At 28.3% G+C, this 21,989-nt stretch carries 16 protein-coding genes; 6 read left to right on the plus strand and 10 right to left on the minus strand.

Annotation, left to right across the window (positions count from 1 at the left end; genetic code table 11):
• Positions 1-229: 229 nt before the first annotated feature.
• On the minus strand, positions 230-730 hold the full coding sequence (locus JJC01_17735; GenBank protein ID UDN57977.1) for an effector binding domain-containing protein: 501 nt from the start codon (positions 728-730) through the stop codon (positions 230-232).
• A 127-nt stretch (positions 731-857) separates the two neighbouring features.
• Positions 858-1,769, minus strand: coding sequence for a YafY family transcriptional regulator (locus tag JJC01_17740; protein ID UDN57978.1), 912 nt, complete (start codon positions 1,767-1,769; stop codon positions 858-860).
• A gap of 353 nt (positions 1,770-2,122) precedes the next feature.
• Here JJC01_17740 and JJC01_17745 point away from each other — a divergent pair, with 353 nt between their 5' ends.
• The 4 genes from JJC01_17745 to JJC01_17760 all read left to right on the plus strand — a co-directional run bounded on the left by JJC01_17745 (position 2,123) and on the right by JJC01_17760 (position 5,879).
• Entirely contained in the window at positions 2,123-2,974 is an 852-nt protein-coding gene (locus tag JJC01_17745; protein UDN57979.1) for a DUF3100 domain-containing protein, read from the plus strand.
• A 3-nt stretch (positions 2,975-2,977) separates the two neighbouring features.
• Complete coding sequence (locus tag JJC01_17750) at positions 2,978-3,448, plus strand: hypothetical protein (protein ID UDN57980.1); 471 nt, start codon at positions 2,978-2,980, stop codon at positions 3,446-3,448.
• Positions 3,449-3,460: 12 nt separating this feature from the next.
• A complete protein-coding gene (locus JJC01_17755) occupies positions 3,461-4,771 on the plus strand; it encodes an amidohydrolase (protein ID UDN57981.1) in 1,311 nt (436 codons plus the stop codon).
• Positions 4,772-5,015: 244 nt separating this feature from the next.
• A complete protein-coding gene (locus JJC01_17760; GenBank protein UDN57982.1) occupies positions 5,016-5,879 on the plus strand; it encodes a MerR family transcriptional regulator in 864 nt (287 codons plus the stop codon).
• 376 nt (positions 5,880-6,255) lie between these two features.
• On the opposite strand, the gene JJC01_17765 is transcribed toward JJC01_17760, so the two are convergent.
• A complete protein-coding gene (locus tag JJC01_17765) occupies positions 6,256-7,317 on the minus strand; it encodes a diguanylate cyclase (GenBank protein ID UDN57983.1) in 1,062 nt (353 codons plus the stop codon).
• An 864-nt stretch (positions 7,318-8,181) separates the two neighbouring features.
• Here JJC01_17765 and JJC01_17770 point away from each other — a divergent pair.
• Entirely contained in the window at positions 8,182-9,723 is a 1,542-nt protein-coding gene (locus JJC01_17770; protein UDN57984.1) for an AbgT family transporter, read from the plus strand.
• Positions 9,724-9,757: 34 nt separating this feature from the next.
• A complete protein-coding gene (locus JJC01_17775) occupies positions 9,758-10,876 on the plus strand; it encodes a M20/M25/M40 family metallo-hydrolase (GenBank protein ID UDN57985.1) in 1,119 nt (372 codons plus the stop codon).
• Between the two features lie 178 nt (positions 10,877-11,054).
• On the opposite strand, the gene JJC01_17780 is transcribed toward JJC01_17775, so the two are convergent.
• The 7 genes from JJC01_17780 to JJC01_17810 form a co-directional block, all read right to left on the minus strand.
• On the minus strand, positions 11,055-12,341 hold the full coding sequence (locus JJC01_17780; GenBank protein ID UDN57986.1) for a transcriptional regulator: 1,287 nt from the start codon (positions 12,339-12,341) through the stop codon (positions 11,055-11,057).
• 283 nt (positions 12,342-12,624) lie between these two features.
• Entirely contained in the window at positions 12,625-15,747 is a 3,123-nt protein-coding gene (locus JJC01_17785; GenBank protein UDN57987.1) for a bifunctional diguanylate cyclase/phosphodiesterase, read from the minus strand.
• 779 nt (positions 15,748-16,526) lie between these two features.
• Positions 16,527-17,231 carry a response regulator transcription factor gene (locus JJC01_17790; GenBank protein UDN57988.1) on the minus strand — a complete coding sequence of 235 codons (705 nt, stop codon included), beginning with the start codon at positions 17,229-17,231 and terminating at the stop codon, positions 16,527-16,529.
• Positions 17,222-18,829 (minus strand): DUF4118 domain-containing protein, encoded by a 1,608-nt coding sequence (locus JJC01_17795; GenBank protein UDN57989.1) that lies wholly within the window; start codon positions 18,827-18,829, stop codon positions 17,222-17,224. The genes JJC01_17790 and JJC01_17795 overlap by 10 nt, the downstream gene beginning before the upstream one ends.
• 263 nt (positions 18,830-19,092) lie before the next feature.
• Positions 19,093-20,271, minus strand: a complete 1,179-nt coding sequence (locus JJC01_17800) for a hypothetical protein (GenBank protein UDN57990.1) — start codon at positions 20,269-20,271, stop codon at positions 19,093-19,095.
• A 228-nt stretch (positions 20,272-20,499) separates the two neighbouring features.
• Complete coding sequence (locus tag JJC01_17805; GenBank protein ID UDN57991.1) at positions 20,500-20,994, minus strand: threonine/serine exporter family protein; 495 nt, start codon at positions 20,992-20,994, stop codon at positions 20,500-20,502.
• Entirely contained in the window at positions 20,995-21,756 is a 762-nt protein-coding gene (locus JJC01_17810) for a threonine/serine exporter family protein (GenBank protein UDN57992.1), read from the minus strand.
• Positions 21,757-21,989: the final 233 nt, after the last annotated feature.

Genomic DNA, 21,989 nt, shown 5'->3' on the forward strand with positions numbered 1-21,989 from the left:
TAAATTCTTACATATTGCTAAAGGAAGATTTAAATTATGAACAAAATATTGATTATAAACGATTATAGATAATTTTGTGAACTATTCAAAAATTGTATACTTAAAGAAATCACAATATTATCACTTTTAAAGATAAAATAAAAATTGGGAGTGTATAGTACACTCCCTCATGATTATCAACTTGTTTATTCCTATAATAAGTTTTATATATTAAAATTTATCAATGAATTTATCTTATTCCAATGTAAATATGAACTTCTTGCTTATTCATATCATATGTATTATTTTGATATTCTTCAAAATCACTTATATAAGTTCTATCAAAATCCATTTTCCAAAACTCAAACCAGAATTCTCCTACTGACTTTTGTATATCTCCTGTTATAGTGAATTTTGCATATTTACCACCTGGTATAACTTTGCTTATAACAAACTCTCCACAAATATCTTTTTCATTAAATTCACTTAAGTTGTTGTCCTTATCATCTTCACTATTTACTTCACAACATGCTACAAAGTTATATGGATTTGTAAAATCACCTTGATAGTCTGTATATAAACCTATTGTTTTATCATTTTTTTTACCTTTTATAGCATTATAGATACCCTTCCCCATAAAGCTTTTCCATAATTCACCTATGTCTTTTACTGCTTGTCCGTTGTTATTTGTAGTTTCTTTTGATACACCCACAACTATTTTTTCACTTATATGTACTATTTCATAATCCATACTTTATACCTCACTTTAGCTTTATTGATTGCTTTTGATTATCTGTTTCTTTAATTTAATTATAATTTATAAAATACGACATCTATATGTCATATATTTTAATATAATTAAATTTAGTAATAGTAACTTATAAGGAATACATCTTAAGCATCTCTTTCAATCTATTTATAACATTATCTCTAATGAATTTAGGTTCAAGTACTTCAACACTATCTCCAAAAGATAAGATATATCCATAAATCCACTCTCCAATTGGGAATTCTGCAATTACATCATATGTATTATCTTCATTTTTAGTTATTAAATCATTGTTAAAATCATCAAAAACTCTATAGAGAATCTTTTCCTTAAATCTTAGCCTCAGAGTTACTGTATCTTCTTTAATTATTTTAGAGTCATCTAAGTATGCCTCTTCAATTATCTTTCTTGAAAATATGTCTTCTTTTACTACTAAGTTTTTCATTCTACTGATTCTAAATATTCTAAAATCGTCCTTTAATTTGCAAAACCCATACAAGTACCAAGTCTTACTTTTATACATTAGCTTCATCGGTTCAACAGTCCTATTTGTCTGACTTGAAAAACTATTTACATAATCAAAATTTATAGTATTGCGTCTTAAAATAGCATTTTTTATTTTTGTAAATTTATCATCCTCATTAAAATTACTTCCCCATTCAGTAAAATCTATTTCAATCCAGTTTGCAAAATTACTTTCTCCAAATATTGAGCCAATTTTATCTACTACTGAATTTATTTCTGGATACTTTGTTGCTTGTAATGTTTGAAGTGCTATTATTAAACTCTCCTTATCTTCCTTTGACAATATAGTTTTGTCTATAGAATATTCTTCTATTAAAGATATTCCTCCTCCTTTGCCTTTAGTCATATATACTGGTACTCCTGACATAGACAGAGTTTCTATATCTCTATATATAGTTCTTGTAGAAACTTCAAACCTCTCAGCCAATGCTTTAGCAGTAACTAATTTTTTATTTAATAGTATTACTATTATTTCTGTTAATCTATTTATTTTCATCTATTATCACCTACTAAGATTATTATATTTATCTTTATTTTCTATAATTATATTATTTATTTTAAGGCTTTTTATATTTTATTCATACAATATTTAAGTAAATTTTTAATAAATAAATTTATATGTTAATATTTTGAAGTTATGTAATATTTTACATATTTTTTCGTTGACAATGTTAAATTTTTGATTTATCCTTAATTAAGGACATGTTATTGACAGTTCTTAAACTTATTTGAAAAACAATTTTACTATATAATTTTATGTAATTTAGGAAAACGTATTATATTCAAGAAAACGTATTTTCTATTTCAAATTCAAATAAGTACAATATTTATTTTTTTAGGGAGGCAATCATGGAAATTAATAAAAAACACTTTATTCAAGTCTTTTTAACTTGCTTAATCTTAGTAGTAGTATGTGAATTTATAGGACAAAGAACATTAGCTATTGGCTCAGCTTCTATAATACTATTTCCAATGCTTTATGCAGTTATAATCGGACTTATAATAACACCTGACTTATTAGGCAAAAAAATTAAAGCACTTAAAAAAGTTATTGGAGAAAAAGAAATCAATATTGCTGGTGAAGTTGTTGGAATTGCGCTAGTAATGCTTGGTATAAAATATGGGACTACAGTTGGCCCAAACATCGATAAGATAATTCAAGCTGGACCTGCATTTCTTGCTCAAGAATTTGGTCACATACTTGCACCAATAGTTGCATTACCTCTTGCATTAATATTTGGTATGAAAAGAGAAGCTATTGGAGCTACTGCAAGTATAAGCCGTGAACCCTCTTTAGGAGTTATATCTGAAAAATATGGGATAAATTCTCCAGAAGGTAGTGGCGTACTTGGTACATATTTAATGGGTACAGTTCTTGGTACTATATATTTTAGCGTATTAGGCTCAGTCTCAATTTATAGTGGCCTTCATCCATATGCTTTAGGAATGGCTTGTGGTGTTGGTAGTGGAAGTATGATGACTGCTGCTGCTGGCTCTCTTTCTACCATGGTACCTCCAGAAATGGCAGATACAATACTTGCCTATGCAGCAACAAGTAATATGATGTCTAGTATAACAGGAATTATATTCTTGGTCTTTGTATCTTTACCATTTACTAATTTTATGTACAAAATTTTAGAACCTAAATTTTCAAGAAGTAAAAAAACTGACGAAACAAAAACTACAAAAGGAGAGTGCTAATAAATGTTTGCTAATTTAGATTTAAAGAAAAGTTCATATCAATTATTGGTTATGTCTATTATTGGAGTTATAATTCTTATAGGACAAAGAATTAGTGTTGGTACATCTATAGTAACAGCTTTTCCTGGAATGGTAATGTTAATATTAGCTGCTATGGCTGCTATGATTATAAAGGATTTATTTCCTAAATCAATATTTCCTGCTTTTGGATTTGCAACTATAATAGGTCTTTTACTTAGTATGCCATATAGCCCAACATCTGAAGTATTCTTAACTAACACTAATAATATTAATTTTATGGCTATAACAACTCCTCTATTAGCTTTTGCAGGAATTTCTGTTGGAAACAAAATAGAAGCTTTAAAGGAAATGTCATGGAAAATAGTTATAATATCACTTGTTGTCTTTACAACTATATTCTTTGCATGTGCAAGTATAGCTCATATAGTTTTAAGTATTCAAGGTAAAATATAGGAGGAACTTATTATGAATAAAGAACAATTAAAATCTCTAGTAATAAAGACTATCGATGAAAATAAAGAAAAAATATTAGAAATAGGTCATGGAATCTACAAAAACCCAGAATATGGATATAAAGAGTATAAAACTACAGAAGCTGTTTCAAACTTTTTTGAACAAGAACTAAACTTATCTGTCGAAAAAAATATAGCTGTTACAGGATGTAAGGCAGATGCAAATTCTAGTAAAGAAGGTCCTCATATATCTATACTTGGAGAATTAGATGGTATATCATGCAAAGAACACAAAGATTCTAATGAAATAGGTGCATCTCATACTTGTGGACATAACATACAAATAGCTGGAATGTTAGGTGCAGCTATTGGTTTAGTAAAAAGTGGGGTTTTAGAACATTTAGATGGTAAAATATCATTTATGGCTACTCCTGCTGAAGAATTTATTGAATTGGAATACAGGGAACAATTGAAAAAAGAAGGAAAAATAACTTACTTTGGTGGAAAACAAGAACTAATAAAAAGAGGTTACTTTGATGATATAGACATATCTATGATGTTTCACTCTTCAGATTTAGGAGAAGATAAGGCTCTAGTTGGTCCTGAAAGTAATGGCTTTGTCGGCAAAAAAGTTAAATTTATAGGAAAAGAATCTCATGCTGGTTCTGCTCCACATGATGGAATAAATGCTTTAAATGCAGCAATGCTTGCTATAAATAATGTAAATGCACTTAGAGAGACTTTTAAAGAATCTGAAAGAGTTAGATTCCATCCTATCATCACAAAAGGTGGAGATATAGTAAATGTTGTTCCTGCTGATGTTCATATGGAATCATATGTAAGAGCTAGAACTATAAACGGCATGATAGATGCTAATAAAAGAATAAATAAAGCATTGATGGCTGGTGGAATGGCGGTTGGAGCTGATGTTGAAATAACTGAAATTCCTGGGTATCTACCAATATTAAGATACAAAAACCTTGATAACTTATTTAAAAATAACCTTGAAGATTTAGGTTTAAAAGGAAAAATTATTGATGGTGGAGATTTCACTGGTTCATTTGATTTTGGAGATGTATCTCATATAATGCCTACCCTTCACCCTATGATTGGTGGTGTAAAAGGTGCTCTTCATACAAGAGATTTTGAAATAATTGATGAAGACTTAGCTTACATAGTACCTGCTAAGGCTATGGCACTTACAGTTATAGACCTTCTTTTTGATAATGCTAAAGAGACTAAAGGTATATTAGATGCCTTTACACCAGTTATGACTAAAGAAGAATACTTAACATTCTTAGAAAAACACGACAAAACTTTATAGGTCTATTAAGTATTCTTTTTATAATACAAAGGTGGTATATGCTTTAAAAGCTATACCATCTTTTCTTTTCCTTCGTAAAGTCCTCAATATTTATTTAGAAAAAATATAACAAATATATTCATCCTCATGTATAGTAATAGCATACATTAGTAGTTAGAGATAGCATTTACAAATACTGTATATTTCTTATAAAAAAATATTAGCTAACTCTCAATTATTAGGGTACGAAAGAAGGTGAGTTGAAATGATGACATTAAAACAAGTTTCTTCATTAACTGGTGTCAGTATACGTACTCTACAGTTTTATGACGAAGTTGGTTTATTTAAACCTACAAAAATAACTACTGATGGATTACGATTATACGATGATAACGCATTAGAAGTTCTACAAAAAGTTACATTTTTTAAAGAACTTGATTTCACATTAAAAGAAATTGAAGCAATCATGGAAAATCCTCAATTTGATTGTCTAACTGCATTTAAAAATCAAAGAGAACTAATCCAAATAAAGCGAGATAGATTAAATGCTCTATTAGAATTACTTAATAAACTTATAAAAGTAGATAAATGTGTGGATTTTAAAGATTTTAATATGAGTGAGTATTTTCATATTTTAACTGAGTTCAAAGAATCTCACACTGATGAGATTGTCGCACAAACTGAAAGCATTGAAGATTTTGATAAAATAACTTCAGAAATCAAATCATATGAAAATGAAATAGCAAATATGGCAATTAAGCAGTTTGGAAGTCTTGAAAAATACACAAAGGCTATGGAAAATAACTTTCAAAATTTTTTATCTAACAGTACTACTATTTCTCAATCAGAAGTACTTAACCTTATTAAAAAAGGTGATGATATTACAAGAAAACTTACAAAAAATCTAAGTAAAGATGTTGCATCTTTAGATGTCCAAGAATTAGTTAAAGAACTGATTTCTTTTACTAATAAAATTAATAATGGAATAGATATGGGAGATAATTATTGGCCTATTATGTCTGAAAATTATATATCAAACCCTGTATTTATTGAGGTTAACGATAATAAATATGGAGATGGAGCATCAAAATTTATTGGTCTTGCTTTAAAAGCATACCTTGAAAAATAAAAACTTGATATTACAGTTAGCACTTTATACTATAAATTTGCAAAAAATAGCATTGGTAAACATAATAGATATTTACTGATGCTACTTATTGTAATATTTACAAGGTTACCATTTTTGTAGAAAGCATACAATATTTAGAACGTTGAATTTGAACAGAGTGGCTTCCTGACTCTAGTTATAAATATGTAGAAAATATTTCAGATATAGAAGTTTACTTAAATTCATACCTACAAAATGCAGAACATGAAGTCTGGCTTCCAGTTACAAAAAAATCAGAAAAGAAAAATGGCAGTTTCAAAATTCCAGCTGAAACTACCGTTTTTCTTTTTAAAAATTATATATTACATATACATAAAAATCATGATAAAATATTAAATCAGTTTATTCGATAACACCCTTTTCCTGCTTCCTTTGCTGCATAAAGAGCTTCATCTGCCTTACTATATAAATCTTCAAAATTAGCAATGTTTTTATCACAAATTGAACATCCTAAACTAATATGAAATACATAATCATTTTGTGATAAATCTTCCATATTATCTAATGCATCAAATAATTTCTCAAAGCGTATTTTACAATTCTCCTCATTCTTTAAATCCTTAGCATAGATGGCAAATTCATCACCACCTAATCTTAAAACTACACTATCATAGAAAATATTCTTTATATTATCAGCTACAGCTTGTAAATAACGGTCACCTACAATATGACCATAGGAATCATTGATATATTTAAAATCATCTATATCGATAAGAATAAAAGCACCATACTTTTTTTCGTCCATAAGATGTTCAATCATTTCAACACCAGCACCTCGATTATATATACCTGTCAATAAATCAATTTCTGATTTAGTTCTATATTTAATGTAGTTTTCTACACTTTCGATACGGTCATTCAGAATAAAAAAGTTAACACCCACAGATAAAAAATAAAAAGTAACTAAATCAACTAAATCCGCCATAAACATATTTATATCCTTTGCTATAAAGCAACAAATACCATAGATTATAGCAGTTCCTGTTATGTAGAGAGTAATTCTCCATGGTTTATCCAATATGAATAAAGGAAGTACACATATAAAGACCATAATTGTGATTGATGGTTCTGTTTTATCTAGAAAAGTTCCCATCAAAATACCCATTATCATAACTGGAGTTAATGCCAAATAAAAGATAAGCGTTATATGCTGAAAGTGTTTTTTTAAGTAAAATTTAGAAATAATATAAAGAATAAAAAAGTATCCAAGTATAATAAAAAACTCTATATTAAAAGTAACAACTTCTGATAAAATCAATCCAAATACAAACACCATAGCTGAAATAGTGAGTCCTAATAATGACAAACCGCAGAAACATCTATAATTTCTCAATCTAATTTCAGATTTATACAAATTCATCTTCTTTGCTTTAAAATTCTTTAATATTGTTTCTAACATCCTACCTCCCTTGTACATTCCACACTCTTATTCATGAATTATTTTAATACTTCTATAATTCAACTACTGTTGATACACTTATAAATGAACTCTCACATTATTTATTAATTTAAAGAGTGATTTAACTATCATATAGAGCTATTATTCATATTTTTTCATTTTTCTATTAAAATTAACCCAATAATTTCCAATTATATAAATTGATTATATTTCCAATATATTTTTTATAAAAATATAATAATATTACTATCTAGTTTACAAAAACATATAAATAACTTAATATTTTTAATTTTATTTTAATATTTCTTTACTTATTGTTAGAATATATTATATCATTCTCATATACAAAAGTCATTAAAAAGAGCTCCTACATAGGTTATATTCATCATAATATAAACTTGTGTATTTTACTATTTCTCTACGATTCTTTAATCTTTTTATATTTTTCATATAACCTTATGACAATTTATCCCCTTACATATTATTTTTTAGTTCTAACCTAAATACTCCACTTGAGTTGTTATTTAGTTGTTATAAAGTTTTGTATTTTATTAATTTATTCTTTTACTAACTTAATATTCCACTAGATTTTTATAAAGTTTTGTTTTAAAATTAATTTTAAAGTATATATATAATACAAATAACTTAGATATAATTCGTCATTAATCTACTTAAAGCATATTTAATTAACATCACTCATCCAGAAAATTCAGAAAATTACATTGACATAGGAAAAAGTTTATTTTATACTTTTTTTAGGACACATTGTGGACACGTCTTAAATTGACAGTCATAATTTATATTATAAATTTGACCACAATACTTATTTTCAATATTATATTTTAAAAACATAGGGAGGATATTATGAATGATAACGTAGTTAAAAAGAAAAACTTTTTTGACAGAACATTAAACAGAATAGAAATTGTTGGTAATAAGCTACCAGACCCAGTTACAATATTTCTAGGATTATGTGTACTTTTACTTATACTATCTAGCATAATCGGTTCTATGGGTATATCAGTAGTTCATCCTGGTACTGGCGAAACTATAACTGCTGTAAATTTATTAACTGTAGAACAACTTCAGATTTTATTAGGAAATATTGTTAGTAATTTTCAAGGCTTTGCACCTTTAGGACTAGTTTTAGTTACTATGATAGGCGCTGGTGTTTGTGATAAAACTGGACTTATGACAGCAACAATAAAGGCATCAGTAAGCAAAATTCCTGAAACAAAAGTAACTCTTGTTGTAATGACTATAGGTATGCTTGCAAATATTGCATCAGATGCAGGTACAATACTATTCCCACCATTGGCTGCACTTGTATATCTTGGTGTTGGAAGACATCCACTTATAGGTTTATTTTCTGGATATGCCGCAGTCTGTCTAGGATTTGCAGCAAACATCATGATAAGTGTTAACGATATACTTGCTGCAAGCTTTACAGTACCAGCAGCTCAGATGATTGATTCTGGATTTGAAGCTAATGCAACAATGAACTTATTTTTTATGATAGCATCAACTTTTGTATTAATATTGTTAGCAACTTGGGTAACAGAAAAAATTGTAGCTCCTAGATTTGGTAAATACGAAGGAAATGCAGAGTTAGATGTTGATGGTAGCCTTAGTGATGTAGAAAAAAAAGGGCTTAAAAAAGCTGGTATAAGTATATTAATATATGCAGCAATTATGATAGCACTTAGTGTAATTGGTCAAAAACCATTCTTAGCAGACCCAGAAACAGGAGATTTATTATCAAATAATGCTCCTCTTATGAAAGGTATGGTACCTATAATAGCTTTAGCTTTTTTTATACCTGGTGTTGTATATGGAAAAACTATAGGTAAGATAAAAAAGGATAAAGATGTTGTCTCTATAATGGCTGGTGCAATGAGTGATATGGGCGGATATATAATACTAGCATTTGCTGCTTCACAGTTTTTGCAATTATTTACAAATAGTAATTTAGGTTTGATACTCGCTGTAAAAGGTGGAGAGTTTTTGAAATCAGCAGGAATAAATGGTCCTTTATTATTGATAGGATTTATTATATTATCATGCTTTATAAATTTATTTATAGGAAGTGCATCTGCAAAGTGGGCTATACTTGCACCAATATTCGTACCAATGTTTATGATGGTCGGATACAATCCAGCACTTACACAAATGGCTTATCGTATAGGTGACTGTATAACAAATCCACTTAGCCCCTTATTCCCATACTTCCCTATTATACTAGCATTTACAAGAAAGTATGATAAGGATGCTGGTATGGGTACTGTAATAGCTAATATGCTACCATACTCTATATCATTCTTGATAGTATGGACTATACTATTGATACTATTTATGGTGTTTAATATTCCATTAGGACCTGGAATATTCCCTTCTTATAGTATGTAATTTATTTAAATTTTTCTAAAAGGAGAAATGATTTATGTTAAGTAAAAATAGACTTATAGATAACTTTATGGATATGGTTAGGATTGACAGCCCATCTAATCAAGAATTAGAAATGTCCAAGTGGATAGTAAACTATCTAAAAGAAAGAAATATAGACGCTATTATAGATGATGCTGGTGAAAAATATGGTGGTAATACGGGAAATGTTATCGCATATATAAAAGGAGAAAAAGGAAGTAGACCTCTTTGTTTATGTGCTCATATGGACCAAGTTCAACCTTGTTTAGGTGTAAATCCAATACTAGATGGTAATGTAGTTAGAAGTGATGGAACTACTACACTTGGTGCAGATGACAAAGCTGGTATAGCTGCTATCCTAGAAGCTCTAGAACATGTTATTACAGAAAAAATACCACATAGAGATATATATCTATGTTTTACAATTTGTGAAGAAGCTGGTATGCATGGTGTTAAAAACTTTAACCCTGATAACTTACCTTGCAAGGATATGGTGATTTTAGATTCTGGTGGAGCTATTGGTTCTATAGCATATAAGGCTCCTGCACAAGAATCTATAAAAATATCTTTTGATGGTAAAAAAGCACATGCTGGTATAGAACCTGAAAAAGGTATAAATGCTATATTTGTTGCCTCTCATGCTATAAGTAATATGCATATAGGTAGAATAGATTCTCTGACAACTTCAAATATAGGTAAAATAGAAGGTGGTGGAGCTACAAATATAGTAACTGATAAGGTTACATTGACTGCTGAAATCAGGTCTCATGTCCCTGAAACTTTAGAATATGAACTTAATCATATGAAAAAATGTTGTTCAGATGCTGCATCTAAATTTAATACTACTTACACTTTTGAACATAATATGTCTTATCCAAGTTTTGAACTTAGTAGAGACAGTCATGTTTTTAAATTAAGTGAGGAAGCAATAAGACAAGTTGGTGTTGTTCCAAATCCAATGATAATTGGTGGTGGTAGTGATGCAAATATACTAGCTAATCTTGGATATAACTGTGCTATATTAAGTTTAGGGATGTATGACGTACACACAGTTAATGAATATGTAAATATAGATGAATTATATGATACTGCTAAAATAGTTTATCATATGATTAAGTTAAATGATGAATTGTAAAAAATTAACGATAAATTAGAGTACTATCACTCATATAAATACTTTTATACAATATTACTTTTTAAATCTCATAATTAAAAACCTATGTATTTTCAACTCTATAAGTACTATTTTAAAAAGTTGATTTACATAGGTTTTAGTATTTTATATGACACTTCATACAATCTTATATAATATTTTAAAACAATATCTCAGTAATATTCTTTGGTCTACCTCCACCAATACTAGTTTCTTTAGCACATATTCTCCCTAGATTTGCACTTACTATTTTATTCAGTATACGCCTTGCACTTCTTTCACTTACATTTAGATATTCTGCCAATTCTTTTGAATCGTAAATCTTGCTTTTTCTATTTTCACTTATAGCTATAATTTTTGCTACTGATTCGCAACTCATTCCAGTTTTTTTAGATATTTCTATTACTTTTTCATCAGACAATACTAAGGAGTAATTTAATTCATTTTCTGAGGCTAAAGGACCCCTTATATTTTCATCTTCATCTACTAAATATATACCAATTTCTTTTGAATCTATTGAATGTCTCAATGCTTTATGTGCATTATTTTCAGCTTGATATGCAGTTACTCCAGTCCCAATACCTATACTAAGAGAAAATCCCATGTCTTTTATATCTCTTTTTAACTTAAATAATTTATCATAATTGTACTCATTATCAGCTACACCTTTATGAACAAATACCACATAATCATTTCTTCCAAACGAAAATAAAGAACCTTGAATACTTCTTGCATAGTTTACTACAAGCTTATCCATATCTGATTTTTTTATCATATCAGAATAATAGTTTTCTATCTTCTCTTTATAATCTATTAGACTCAATATTTCTACTGCAATTTGAGAAAATCTAGCCTTACTTAGAGCATATTCACTCTTCACTTTCTCATAACTTTCTTTGATTAATTGTATAGTTGCTTGTAGCCGAAATACAGGATAACCTCTTTCCTTTAACTCATTGTACACTGCTCCAAAACCAGTTATCATTATCTCGGTCTTATTTTCTTCAAACAATTGTATATGCCACTTTGCAAGTTCAGATTCTCCTACTTCTAAAGAAAATGGCCTACAAAATATACTTGTAGCTTCAATATCAAACTCTTTAAGTGCATCTTCTACAACATATCTATCAACTACATCTATACTAAATTTATCTAGCTTTATATTTTCGCTCTTTATTGCCCAAAATGCTTTCATTATACTTGTCCCACTTCTTGGAACAAATGAATGTGGTTTACTTATTTCATGTTTAGATTTTATAAACTCATAGACTCCACATCCTGTAAATATAATAGCATCACATTCATCTTCACATTTTGAAATAACTTCTACCGTATCTACTACTTTTTCTCTTACATATATTTTAGTTTCTAAATTGCTATCTATCTGTTTTAAGTCTTCCTTTATCTTAAAGCCAGAGTCTGAAGGACCTATAATACCCACTATCATAAACTTCGCTCCTAATCCATCCATATTGTACTTACTAAAAAATTATAATGTCATTGCTTTTTATTTTTTATTTAATTTATTATCTCACATTCTATATTTACGGTAAAGAAGTTCTATACAAGCGTTTAGAATAAAAATCTCTAAAAATTAAATTTTAAATACTATAAAGCCTGTATATATTTCAACCTTGAATTATTAATTGACTGAATATATACAGACTATCTTACATTTAATTTAGACAACCTATCACAGAATATATTACATTTAAATAAAGTATATTATTTTAAGTAGTTATTAGTTTACTATCTTGATGATTATAAAGTAAACTTTCAAAATCTGGACTTGGAATAGGCTTACAATAGTAATATCCCTGAATTACAACACAATTCAAACTAGCTAAAAATTCTGCTTGCTCTTTTGTTTCTACACCTTCTGCAACTACATCCATTTCTAGGTCCTTAGCCATGGCTATAGTATGCTTTAAAACAATTTTTTCTCTTTCTGTAATTTCTTTTTCATTGAAAAATCCACAATCTATCTTTAATGTATCAATATTTATATTTTTTAGCATATTTAATGAAGAATATGCCGAGCCAAAGTCATCCATATTTAATATAATACCATCTGTTCTAAGCTCTGCTATTATCTTGGCAAATAGCTTTATATTTTTAATAAATAAGCTTTCTGTAAGTTCTAATTCCAAAAATGATTTTGGTATATTATATTTATTTATTAGACCTAAAACGATATATCTAAATTGAGGATTATACAAATGTAATCTTGATACATTTACAGAAATAGGTATTGGCTTCTGACCTAAGTCTATCCATTTTCTTATCAAAGTACATACTTGCTCCCATATATACATGTCTAGTTTAATAATAAACCCATTCTTCTCAAATAGTGATATAAATTTATTTGGAGGTATTATACCTTTTTCTGGATGTATCCATCTAACCAAGGCCTCTGCTCCTACAATTTCATTTATTTCAAGATTATACTTAGGTTGTAAGTATACATGAAACTGTCCATTTTCCAATGCATACTCCATTTCTCTTTCCATCTGTTTTTCTTCAATTGCATCATTCCTCATAGCTTCATCATAAAACATATGATGACTTATACTTTGCTTCTTTACATTTTTATGTGCATATCCTGCCATTTCACAGGCATTTGTAACTGATATATTATTATCCAAAATCCTATAAATTCCAAAGCATGGTACTAACATATATTCAAATTGCTTTATACTTAAACTTTTTGTAATCTTATAAATTAATTTATCTACCTCTTTATCATGATAACACTCATAAAAAATGCAAAACACATCTGCATACATACGACAACAGATTCCCTTAGAAGTAATATTTTTTTTAATCAGTTCTGCAATATATATTAATGCCCTATCTCCCTCTTGAATACCATAAATATCATTAATTACCTTGAACTTATCTATATCCATCATTATAGCAACATAATGTTTATTAGGATGTTTTTTGAGTAATAAGTTTGCTTGTTCACAGAAGCCTTCGTAATTATATAGACCTGTCAATATATCTCTTTGCCTTTTACGTATTTGCATAATATGGTCTATATTTTTAATAGAAAGCAAAATATGTGTCTGATTTTCACCAAATTTATTTTTACTGATGACATTTAGGATACACATAGATGCCCAATAGTACCTTTTATCCTCTCCTAAACATCTACATTCAAAACTCAACTTTAAGTCCTCTTGCTTGTTATTTTTTGAATCATCAAGAAACTTTGAATAAAGATTAGAGTAAAATATAGCTCTATCATCAGGATGAACTATATAGTTTCTAATGTATAAAAATGTTTTTTGTATATTCTCTTTTACAGAAATTTTAAAAATATTGTTTTCTGATTGATAGATTGGAGTAATTAAGTTTTTCTCTAAGCAAATATCTAAGATAATATCATATGTATTATAAACTAATTTTTCATAAGTTTTGGAATATCCATCACTTGTTATACTATCAAAAGATTCTTTAGACTCTAAATCTTCATATGTAGATAAAATTCTTTTTTCTGAAGCATTTAAATTGCTTATCTCCTCTAATTTATTGGTCCTTAATTTATTTTTTTCATAATATCTTTGCTTATCTTGGTACATTCTCTCATCAGCAATTTTAGTCAACATATGTATATTTATATTATCTTCACTCCAAGTGCTTCCTATTGCTACACTATATACCCTAGTATCTTTAAACTCCTCACTTAACCAAGTAACCTTTTCTTCAAATAGTTGTTTTGAAATTTCCTCACATAATACAACAAACTCATCTCCACCAATACGATAAATATTATAGGAATGAAAGTATTTTTTTATAATTACACAGGTTGATACAATAGCAGAATCGCCACTAGCATGTCCAAAGTTATCATTGATATCTTTTAATCCATTTATATCTATAAACACAACCCCCATAGATTTAGCTTTATTGCTGTAAAAATTATCTATGTATTTAATATATTTATTTCTATTGTAAACCCCAGTCAAAAAGTCATAGTAGCTCATATGATTCAATTTATTTTCTACTTCTCTCTTTTTCATTTCAGTCAATAAAAAATAAGATAGAGAAGTCAAAAGAGATGTGTCCTTAACAGCTCTCTGTGGATTGTCAACTCCAATAAATCCAATAATTTTATCATCTTGCTTTAATGAAGATGCTATTAAACTTTCAATATTTTGAGGTTTTAAAATTTCATACTCAATTGGTTGTGTTTCTTTTAAACTTTCTATATTGTCTACTATTATAAAACCTTTTTCATGAAATAATAAAAACCAATTTTTTAGTGATTCAATATCAATATCTTCAAGGAATTGTTTTTGTCCCTCAACCCCTTGATTACACCATTCATATGTATTATTTATCTTTTTACCATCTGCTGACACTTCAAAAATATATGCTCTATCAGCCTTATGAAATTTCCCAATACTGCCTAATACAAGATTTATAGCATCTGAAAAATTAGTTTCTGTTATAAGATGTTTAATACACCCAACTAGTAATTCTTTTATTTCTAATTTTTCTTCTATCGACTTACTTATATTTTCCTTATCAGTAATATCAAGAGCTATTTCCAGTCGTGCAGCTCTGCCTTCCCACTCAATTAATTTATCTTTTAATATAAAATGTCTGTCTATTTCAGTGTTTGTATTTTCCCATATGTAATATTCATCATCTTTCAAAAAAGAGTTAGTACAAAATTCACAAGGAGAATCTCTTCCTTGTAATGCTTCATAACATTTTCTATGAGAAATATCATCAAGTCCTAATAGCCTTTTCCCATTTTTATTAATATATAAAAGTTCATATGTATCCAAGGAGGAAACATATATAATTTCATCTAATTCATCTACTAAGTTTCTCACACTCATTTATGTATAACTCCTTTTATTCAATTTTTTAAATTCTTGAAACTATGTCAAGTTTTGATGTACCTTTGATGATGCTATTGTACTTTTTTATAAAAAAAAAGAATACAATAGCATCATCTTTTTTGACAAATAGAGCTCATTATCATATTACTCATTGAGACTCTCTAAAACTTAAATTATCATAAATATCTTTTGCTGTACATACTATTTTTTTAATCTTCATATAATTCTTGTTATTCATACCTTAACTTAGTTCTAAGCAAGTTTTACATTATAAAAATTATATTTTATACTCATATCTTCATTCAATATATAGTATAAATATTTACATAACTATTAAATAAATATTTATATTATGAAAAATCAAACTGCTTTACCCATTTAAAAAGACATAAGTTCTCATTGCTAAAAAAGTACATTCTACAATGAATTACAGTGTTGTTATTATAGTTATATTAATAATATCATAAAGACCATTATAAAAAGATAAAAATAGTAACTTTTTTATATTAAAAAATATTTATTAATAAGTAAAATATTTTATATATAAAAAGTATTTATCAAAAAGAAATATCACATTAACTAAAGCTCAATTTGAAATATATTTTATTCAAATAAAAATATAGTCTTTATTAAAATATAGTTTTTGTATTAAAAATCGCCATGCAAATATAATATTAATAGGCTGTCTTTCCTCCTACTTATTATAAAATACATGGCTATTTATATTTAGTTAAAATATTACTAGTTTAGATTAACTAATACTTTTAATTTGATACTTATTCATCTGTCATGCGATATCCTACTCCAACTTCAGTTAAAATATACTCTGGTTGAGCAGGATTTTTTTCAATTTTTCGTCTTATACTTGCCATAAAAACTCTAAGGGATTGGTTTTCACTTTCATAGTAATTACCCCATACCTTATCTATTATAAATTTATGTGTTAAAACTCTTCCTGAATACTTAGACATTAATTCAACAAGTTTATATTCAATTGGAGTTAAGTGTATCTCCTCACCATTAATAGATACAAGATGCTTTTCATAATCTATCTTTAGATTTTTAACCTCAAAGGTGGTAGGAACGTCACTATTTATCTTACCTTGTTGAACTTTATTTCTAAGGGCCACACGCACTCTAGCCAAAAGTTCTGTTACACTAAAAGGTTTAGTTAAATAATCATCTGCTCCGCCATCTAAAGCCTCAACTTTATCTCTTTCATGCTCCCTTGCTGAAACAACAATTATTTTATTATTTTTAGCACAAGCCCTAACTCTACCTATTACCTCAATTCCATCAATATCTGGTAAACCTAAATCTAAAATTATTAAATCTGGGTCAAGAGAATGTATAAGTGATATAGCTGTGCCTCCATTGTCAGTTTCTACACATCTATAGTTTTGAGTTTCCAGAGACACTTTTATAAATTTACAAATTGGTCTATCGTCTTCTACAATTAAAACCAACGGCTTTACTTCCATTCGTCTTTCACCTCCCCTTTATCTAAAGGTATACTGAATCTAAATGTAGCTCCTCCAGAAGGATTATTGAAAGCAATAATTTCTCCACCATGAGCTTGTACTATAGACTTACATATTTCTAAACCAAGACCAATCCCTCTTCTTTCAAGATTTCTTGCTTTATTCTTTGTATAAAATCTATTGAATATATTCTTAATATCTTCACTTGGTATTCCTTTTCCGTTGTCTGCCACTTCAAATAATACATTTTCAGCTTCTTTGCTTACAGTTAATTCTATCTTAGAATTTTTAGGTGTATGTCTTATAGCATTGTCAATTAAGTTTACTAAAACTTGCTCTATCAATAATACATCCACATGAACTATTATTATTTCATCTGGTATATTGGTTTGTATCTCTCTACTATTGGCAAATTTTTTAACTCTTAATATAGATTCCGCAATTATTTCATCTACAACCTCTGGACGTTTTTCAATATCCAATTTTCCTTCATCTATTCTGGTCATGCTAAGTATATTCTCAACAGAGTGTGTTAACCAACTTGTATCTTCATATATATTTTTTAGTAGCTCTACTCTAGTTTCTTTATCTATTATGTCATCATTTTCAAGTATAGTTGAAGAAGAACCTAGTATACTTGTAAGTGGAGTTCTCAAATCATGAGAAATTGATCTAAGTAAGTTTCCTCTTAATCTCTCTCGTTCTGTTTCAAGATTAGCTTTTTTATTCTTTTCAAATAGGTTTTCTCTATCAATTGCTAATGCAACCTGTGTTGAAACTGCTTCTAACAATATCTTTTCATTTTCCGTAATAATATCAATTTTAAAACATGCAATACCTATAACACCAAGAACATTGGATTCTTGACCTTTTATAGGAAAATAGTAAGCACTACTATTTTTACAATATTTTGTTCCAATCCCAACTGGTTCACCTGTTCTAAAAGCCTCTTTTATAGCTTCCTTTTCTAATACTGAGTGGAATATATTCTCACTTCCATCATTATTACAAATATAAATACTTGGCTTACCTAGATTATTATCACCATCTGCAATAGTTACTATAACAGTTCTATTTAACATGTTTACCAAATTAGACCCACAAAATTCAATTATTTGATTTTTATTTTTTGCTTTAAGAAGTGTTTTATTATTTTCATAAAGCAACCTTATCATTTTCTCTCTTTTATGAGAAAGTCTTACTTCTTTTTTTATTCTAGAAGTTAAAGTGCTTGTTATAATTGCTGCCAAAAGCATAATACAAAAGGTCATTGGATAATCTTTTCTATAAGCTATAAAAGTATATAATGGGTGTGTAAAGAAAAAATTAAATGATAGCACTCCTATTACTGAAGAAAGTATTCCAAAAAAATACCCATGTGTTATACTTGTAGCAAATAATACACCTAATATATACACTAAAATAATATTAGATTCATTAAAACCTACTTTTTTAAAAGCTACTGATATTCCAGTAGCAATTATCATAACCAATATAGTTTTTATAAAGTCCTTAATAATTATTTTCTTACTGAGATAGTCATCTTCATCATAATCATACTCTTTTAAGTCTTCATGATGTAGTCGTTCTTTTTTCATTTACTGCAATTCCTCCTTACTGTTACTGTTTAAATTGACTCTAATGTATATAATACAATTTTATCATAATAAATTCAATCAATACATTTAATTAATACCTTCAAATTACTAAAAGGTGCTGTCTTAAAATGAAAATAAATCTCTATTTCAAAACAGCACCTTTATATATTTAAATCACTAATTTAATTTTTACATATTTAAATTGTTAATTTGATTCAATCTAATAAATTATAATATCTTAATATTTGATTTTTAAAACATTCCTATCCAACAAGCATAAATATAAAGTGGGCACATACACCTGCACATAAACCACCTATTGTATGCGAAAGAATCGCTTTACCAGCTAATGGTCTTGCATCTAAAGCATCCATCATACCAATGTGTGTACTTAAATATCCACTCCAACACATACCCATTGCTGTAAATACTGCTATATCATTAGGAGTTACAGCACCTGATTTTATAAATTCTGGCACTAGAGATATTGCTGCCCCAACAGCACCTAATGCAGTTACAGGGAATGCTATTGCTTCTGGTGAAGTAAATCCAAATAATGGTTCTATTATAAAACTGATTTTGTCACCAATAGCAGGTAATAATTTTATACCTTCATATGCAGCTCCTGTGTAAACAGCTTGACCTGTAGCAGGGTCTGTAGATGGTCCAAAAGTTAATAACATAACTAATGTACAAACTACTAAAACTCCTGGTATTATAGCCATACCCATTTCAACACCTAGCTTACCACCTTCAAGTATAGCATCCAATCCTCTTTGGAATACATTACCATCTCTTATTTCTCTAAACTCTTCAATCTTTTCACCTTTTCCATTTGCTTGTTTGTCATTATCAATTTTAGGGTCATAATTATAATACTTTTTAGTAAAAGTCAACATAATTCTAACACTAATAATACTACCTATTATTGCTCCAACGTTACCAATTATAGCTGGTAATACATATTCTTTACCTTGAGCTATCATGAAAGTTGTTACAATAAGTCCCATACCAAAAGCTGTTCCTAAGTTACATAAAGCAGGTATTTGGTATTTTTTAAAGTATTGTGTAAATGTTTTGTCTTTAGCGAATGGTATAATAGCTGGGTTATCAGATAAATAAGTTGCCACTACTCCTGCTATACTAGCACCAGGTAACCCCCATATAGGTCTCATAAGGCCCTTAAATATCTTATTTACTAAAGATATTACTCCAAATTCTGAAAGTAATGCACTAAGTGCACCTGCAAGGACTGCCATTGCCATTATCAAAAATACTGTTTCTAGTAAAAGTGCATGTGCTGTACTCATTATTACTTTGAACATCATTCCTGCACCCATGATACTGCCTACATAGCCAAATCCTACCGCCAAAAGTACAATAAATACGAAGGTTTCCATACTTACTGCCTTGACTCTCCTCTTCTCTGACAGCTTCTCCATTGTGAATCTTCCCCCTTTTAATTTAGAATTAAGGTTTCTACATTAATACAAATTTGTTAATACAAAACAAGTTCTAAAACTTACATCTGTGATTCAAGTTGTCGGTTTGTTGAAATAAAAAACCGTGACTAATATTATGACAATAAGAATATCTAATTTAATAAAAGATATTCTTATTCTATTTTATGTTATTATATTATCATCCTTTGGCATAAAAGTCAATTTTTTCTATTTCTGTGGTTTAATTTTATTTATGCTCTTCTTATATTTTTCATTATCTTTTATCTTTGAAACTATTCCATATAGATTAACTTTCCTAAATACTGTGGTTATAAATACTAATCCCAATGCAATCGAACTTGCACAAGATAATGTACTTACCCCATACTCTACTGCCTTAATATAGTCATTAGTTAAAACAGAATACATAGTGTTATATATTCCATAACCTGGTACTAGAATTATAAGACAACAGACACTTAAAGTTGTCGATGGAGTCATATAAATCCTAGCACATAATTCACAATATATTGCAAAACATACTGTAGCTATAAAAAAGCACAAATTTACTGATACACCCATATTCAAACAAAACTTATATGAAAACCATGCTATACTTCCACCGACACCTGATATTATCAAGTTTTTTCCCTTCATATTAAATAGAATTCCAAAACTTAAGGCTGTAAAAAAAGCTGCTACTACTTCTATAAACAATTTCATTTATATACCCCCTAACTTGAAGTATAATCCTAGTACCAAAAACATTCCTACTGCTATGGATACACCTACAAAAAATACTTCTGCCAACTTTGCAAGACCAGATATCAATTGACCATCTAACAAGTCTCTTAACGCATTAGTTAAAGCAAGCCCTGGAACCAAAAGCATTATTGCTCCTGCTATTAAATGGTCCATAGTCTTTATAAATCCAAGCTTTAGAATCACAATGGAACAAAAAGCTATGACAACTGCTCCTATTGCATTTACAAAAAAATCGTTTAGTGAAGACTTATTTAAGTACATAATAACAAATTTAGTCATTATTCCCACCATAAACGCAGCTATAAATTCTTTTAAATCTCCTCCAAATAATATAGAAAAAGTTGCTGCTGCAATACCTGCAAAAATTATTGTTACTATATCTGAATAATAATTGTCTTCACTTATCTCATCTAAAATCCTCTCACATAACTCAATATCTAAATCATTTATACTGATTGCTCTTGATAATGAGTTAACTTCATGAACTAAGTTTAGGTCTACCCTTCTTGAACTTATTCTTTTAATTGCTGAGTGTAGTTTTCCATCTACAAAAACAGATGCCATTACAGCTGTTGGAGTTGCAAATACATCTACATGCTCTATACCAAAAGATTGGCATATTCTACTTATCGTTTCTTCAACTCTATAAGTTTCTCCTCCACTCTGCAACATAGCTTTACCTGCATTTGAGGAAAAATTTAAAATTCTATCTATATCCACAAAACATATCTCCCATTCTTTTATAATATTATTCATATTTTATTACAATATATTAATTATTTAAACTAGTTTAAATAATTAATATCCAATATTTAGATTTTATGAAAAAATTTGTTTTTTATGCTTGTCAAAAATAAATTATAAAGTTATTTACACCATAAAATGGCTGAATTAATATTTCATAGACACTTTCAACCATTGATATATAACCTCTTTAAATTTTATAAGCTTAT

This window comes from Clostridioides sp. ES-S-0010-02 (genome assembly GCA_020641055.1).
GTDB lineage: Bacteria > Bacillota > Clostridia > Peptostreptococcales > Peptostreptococcaceae > Clostridioides.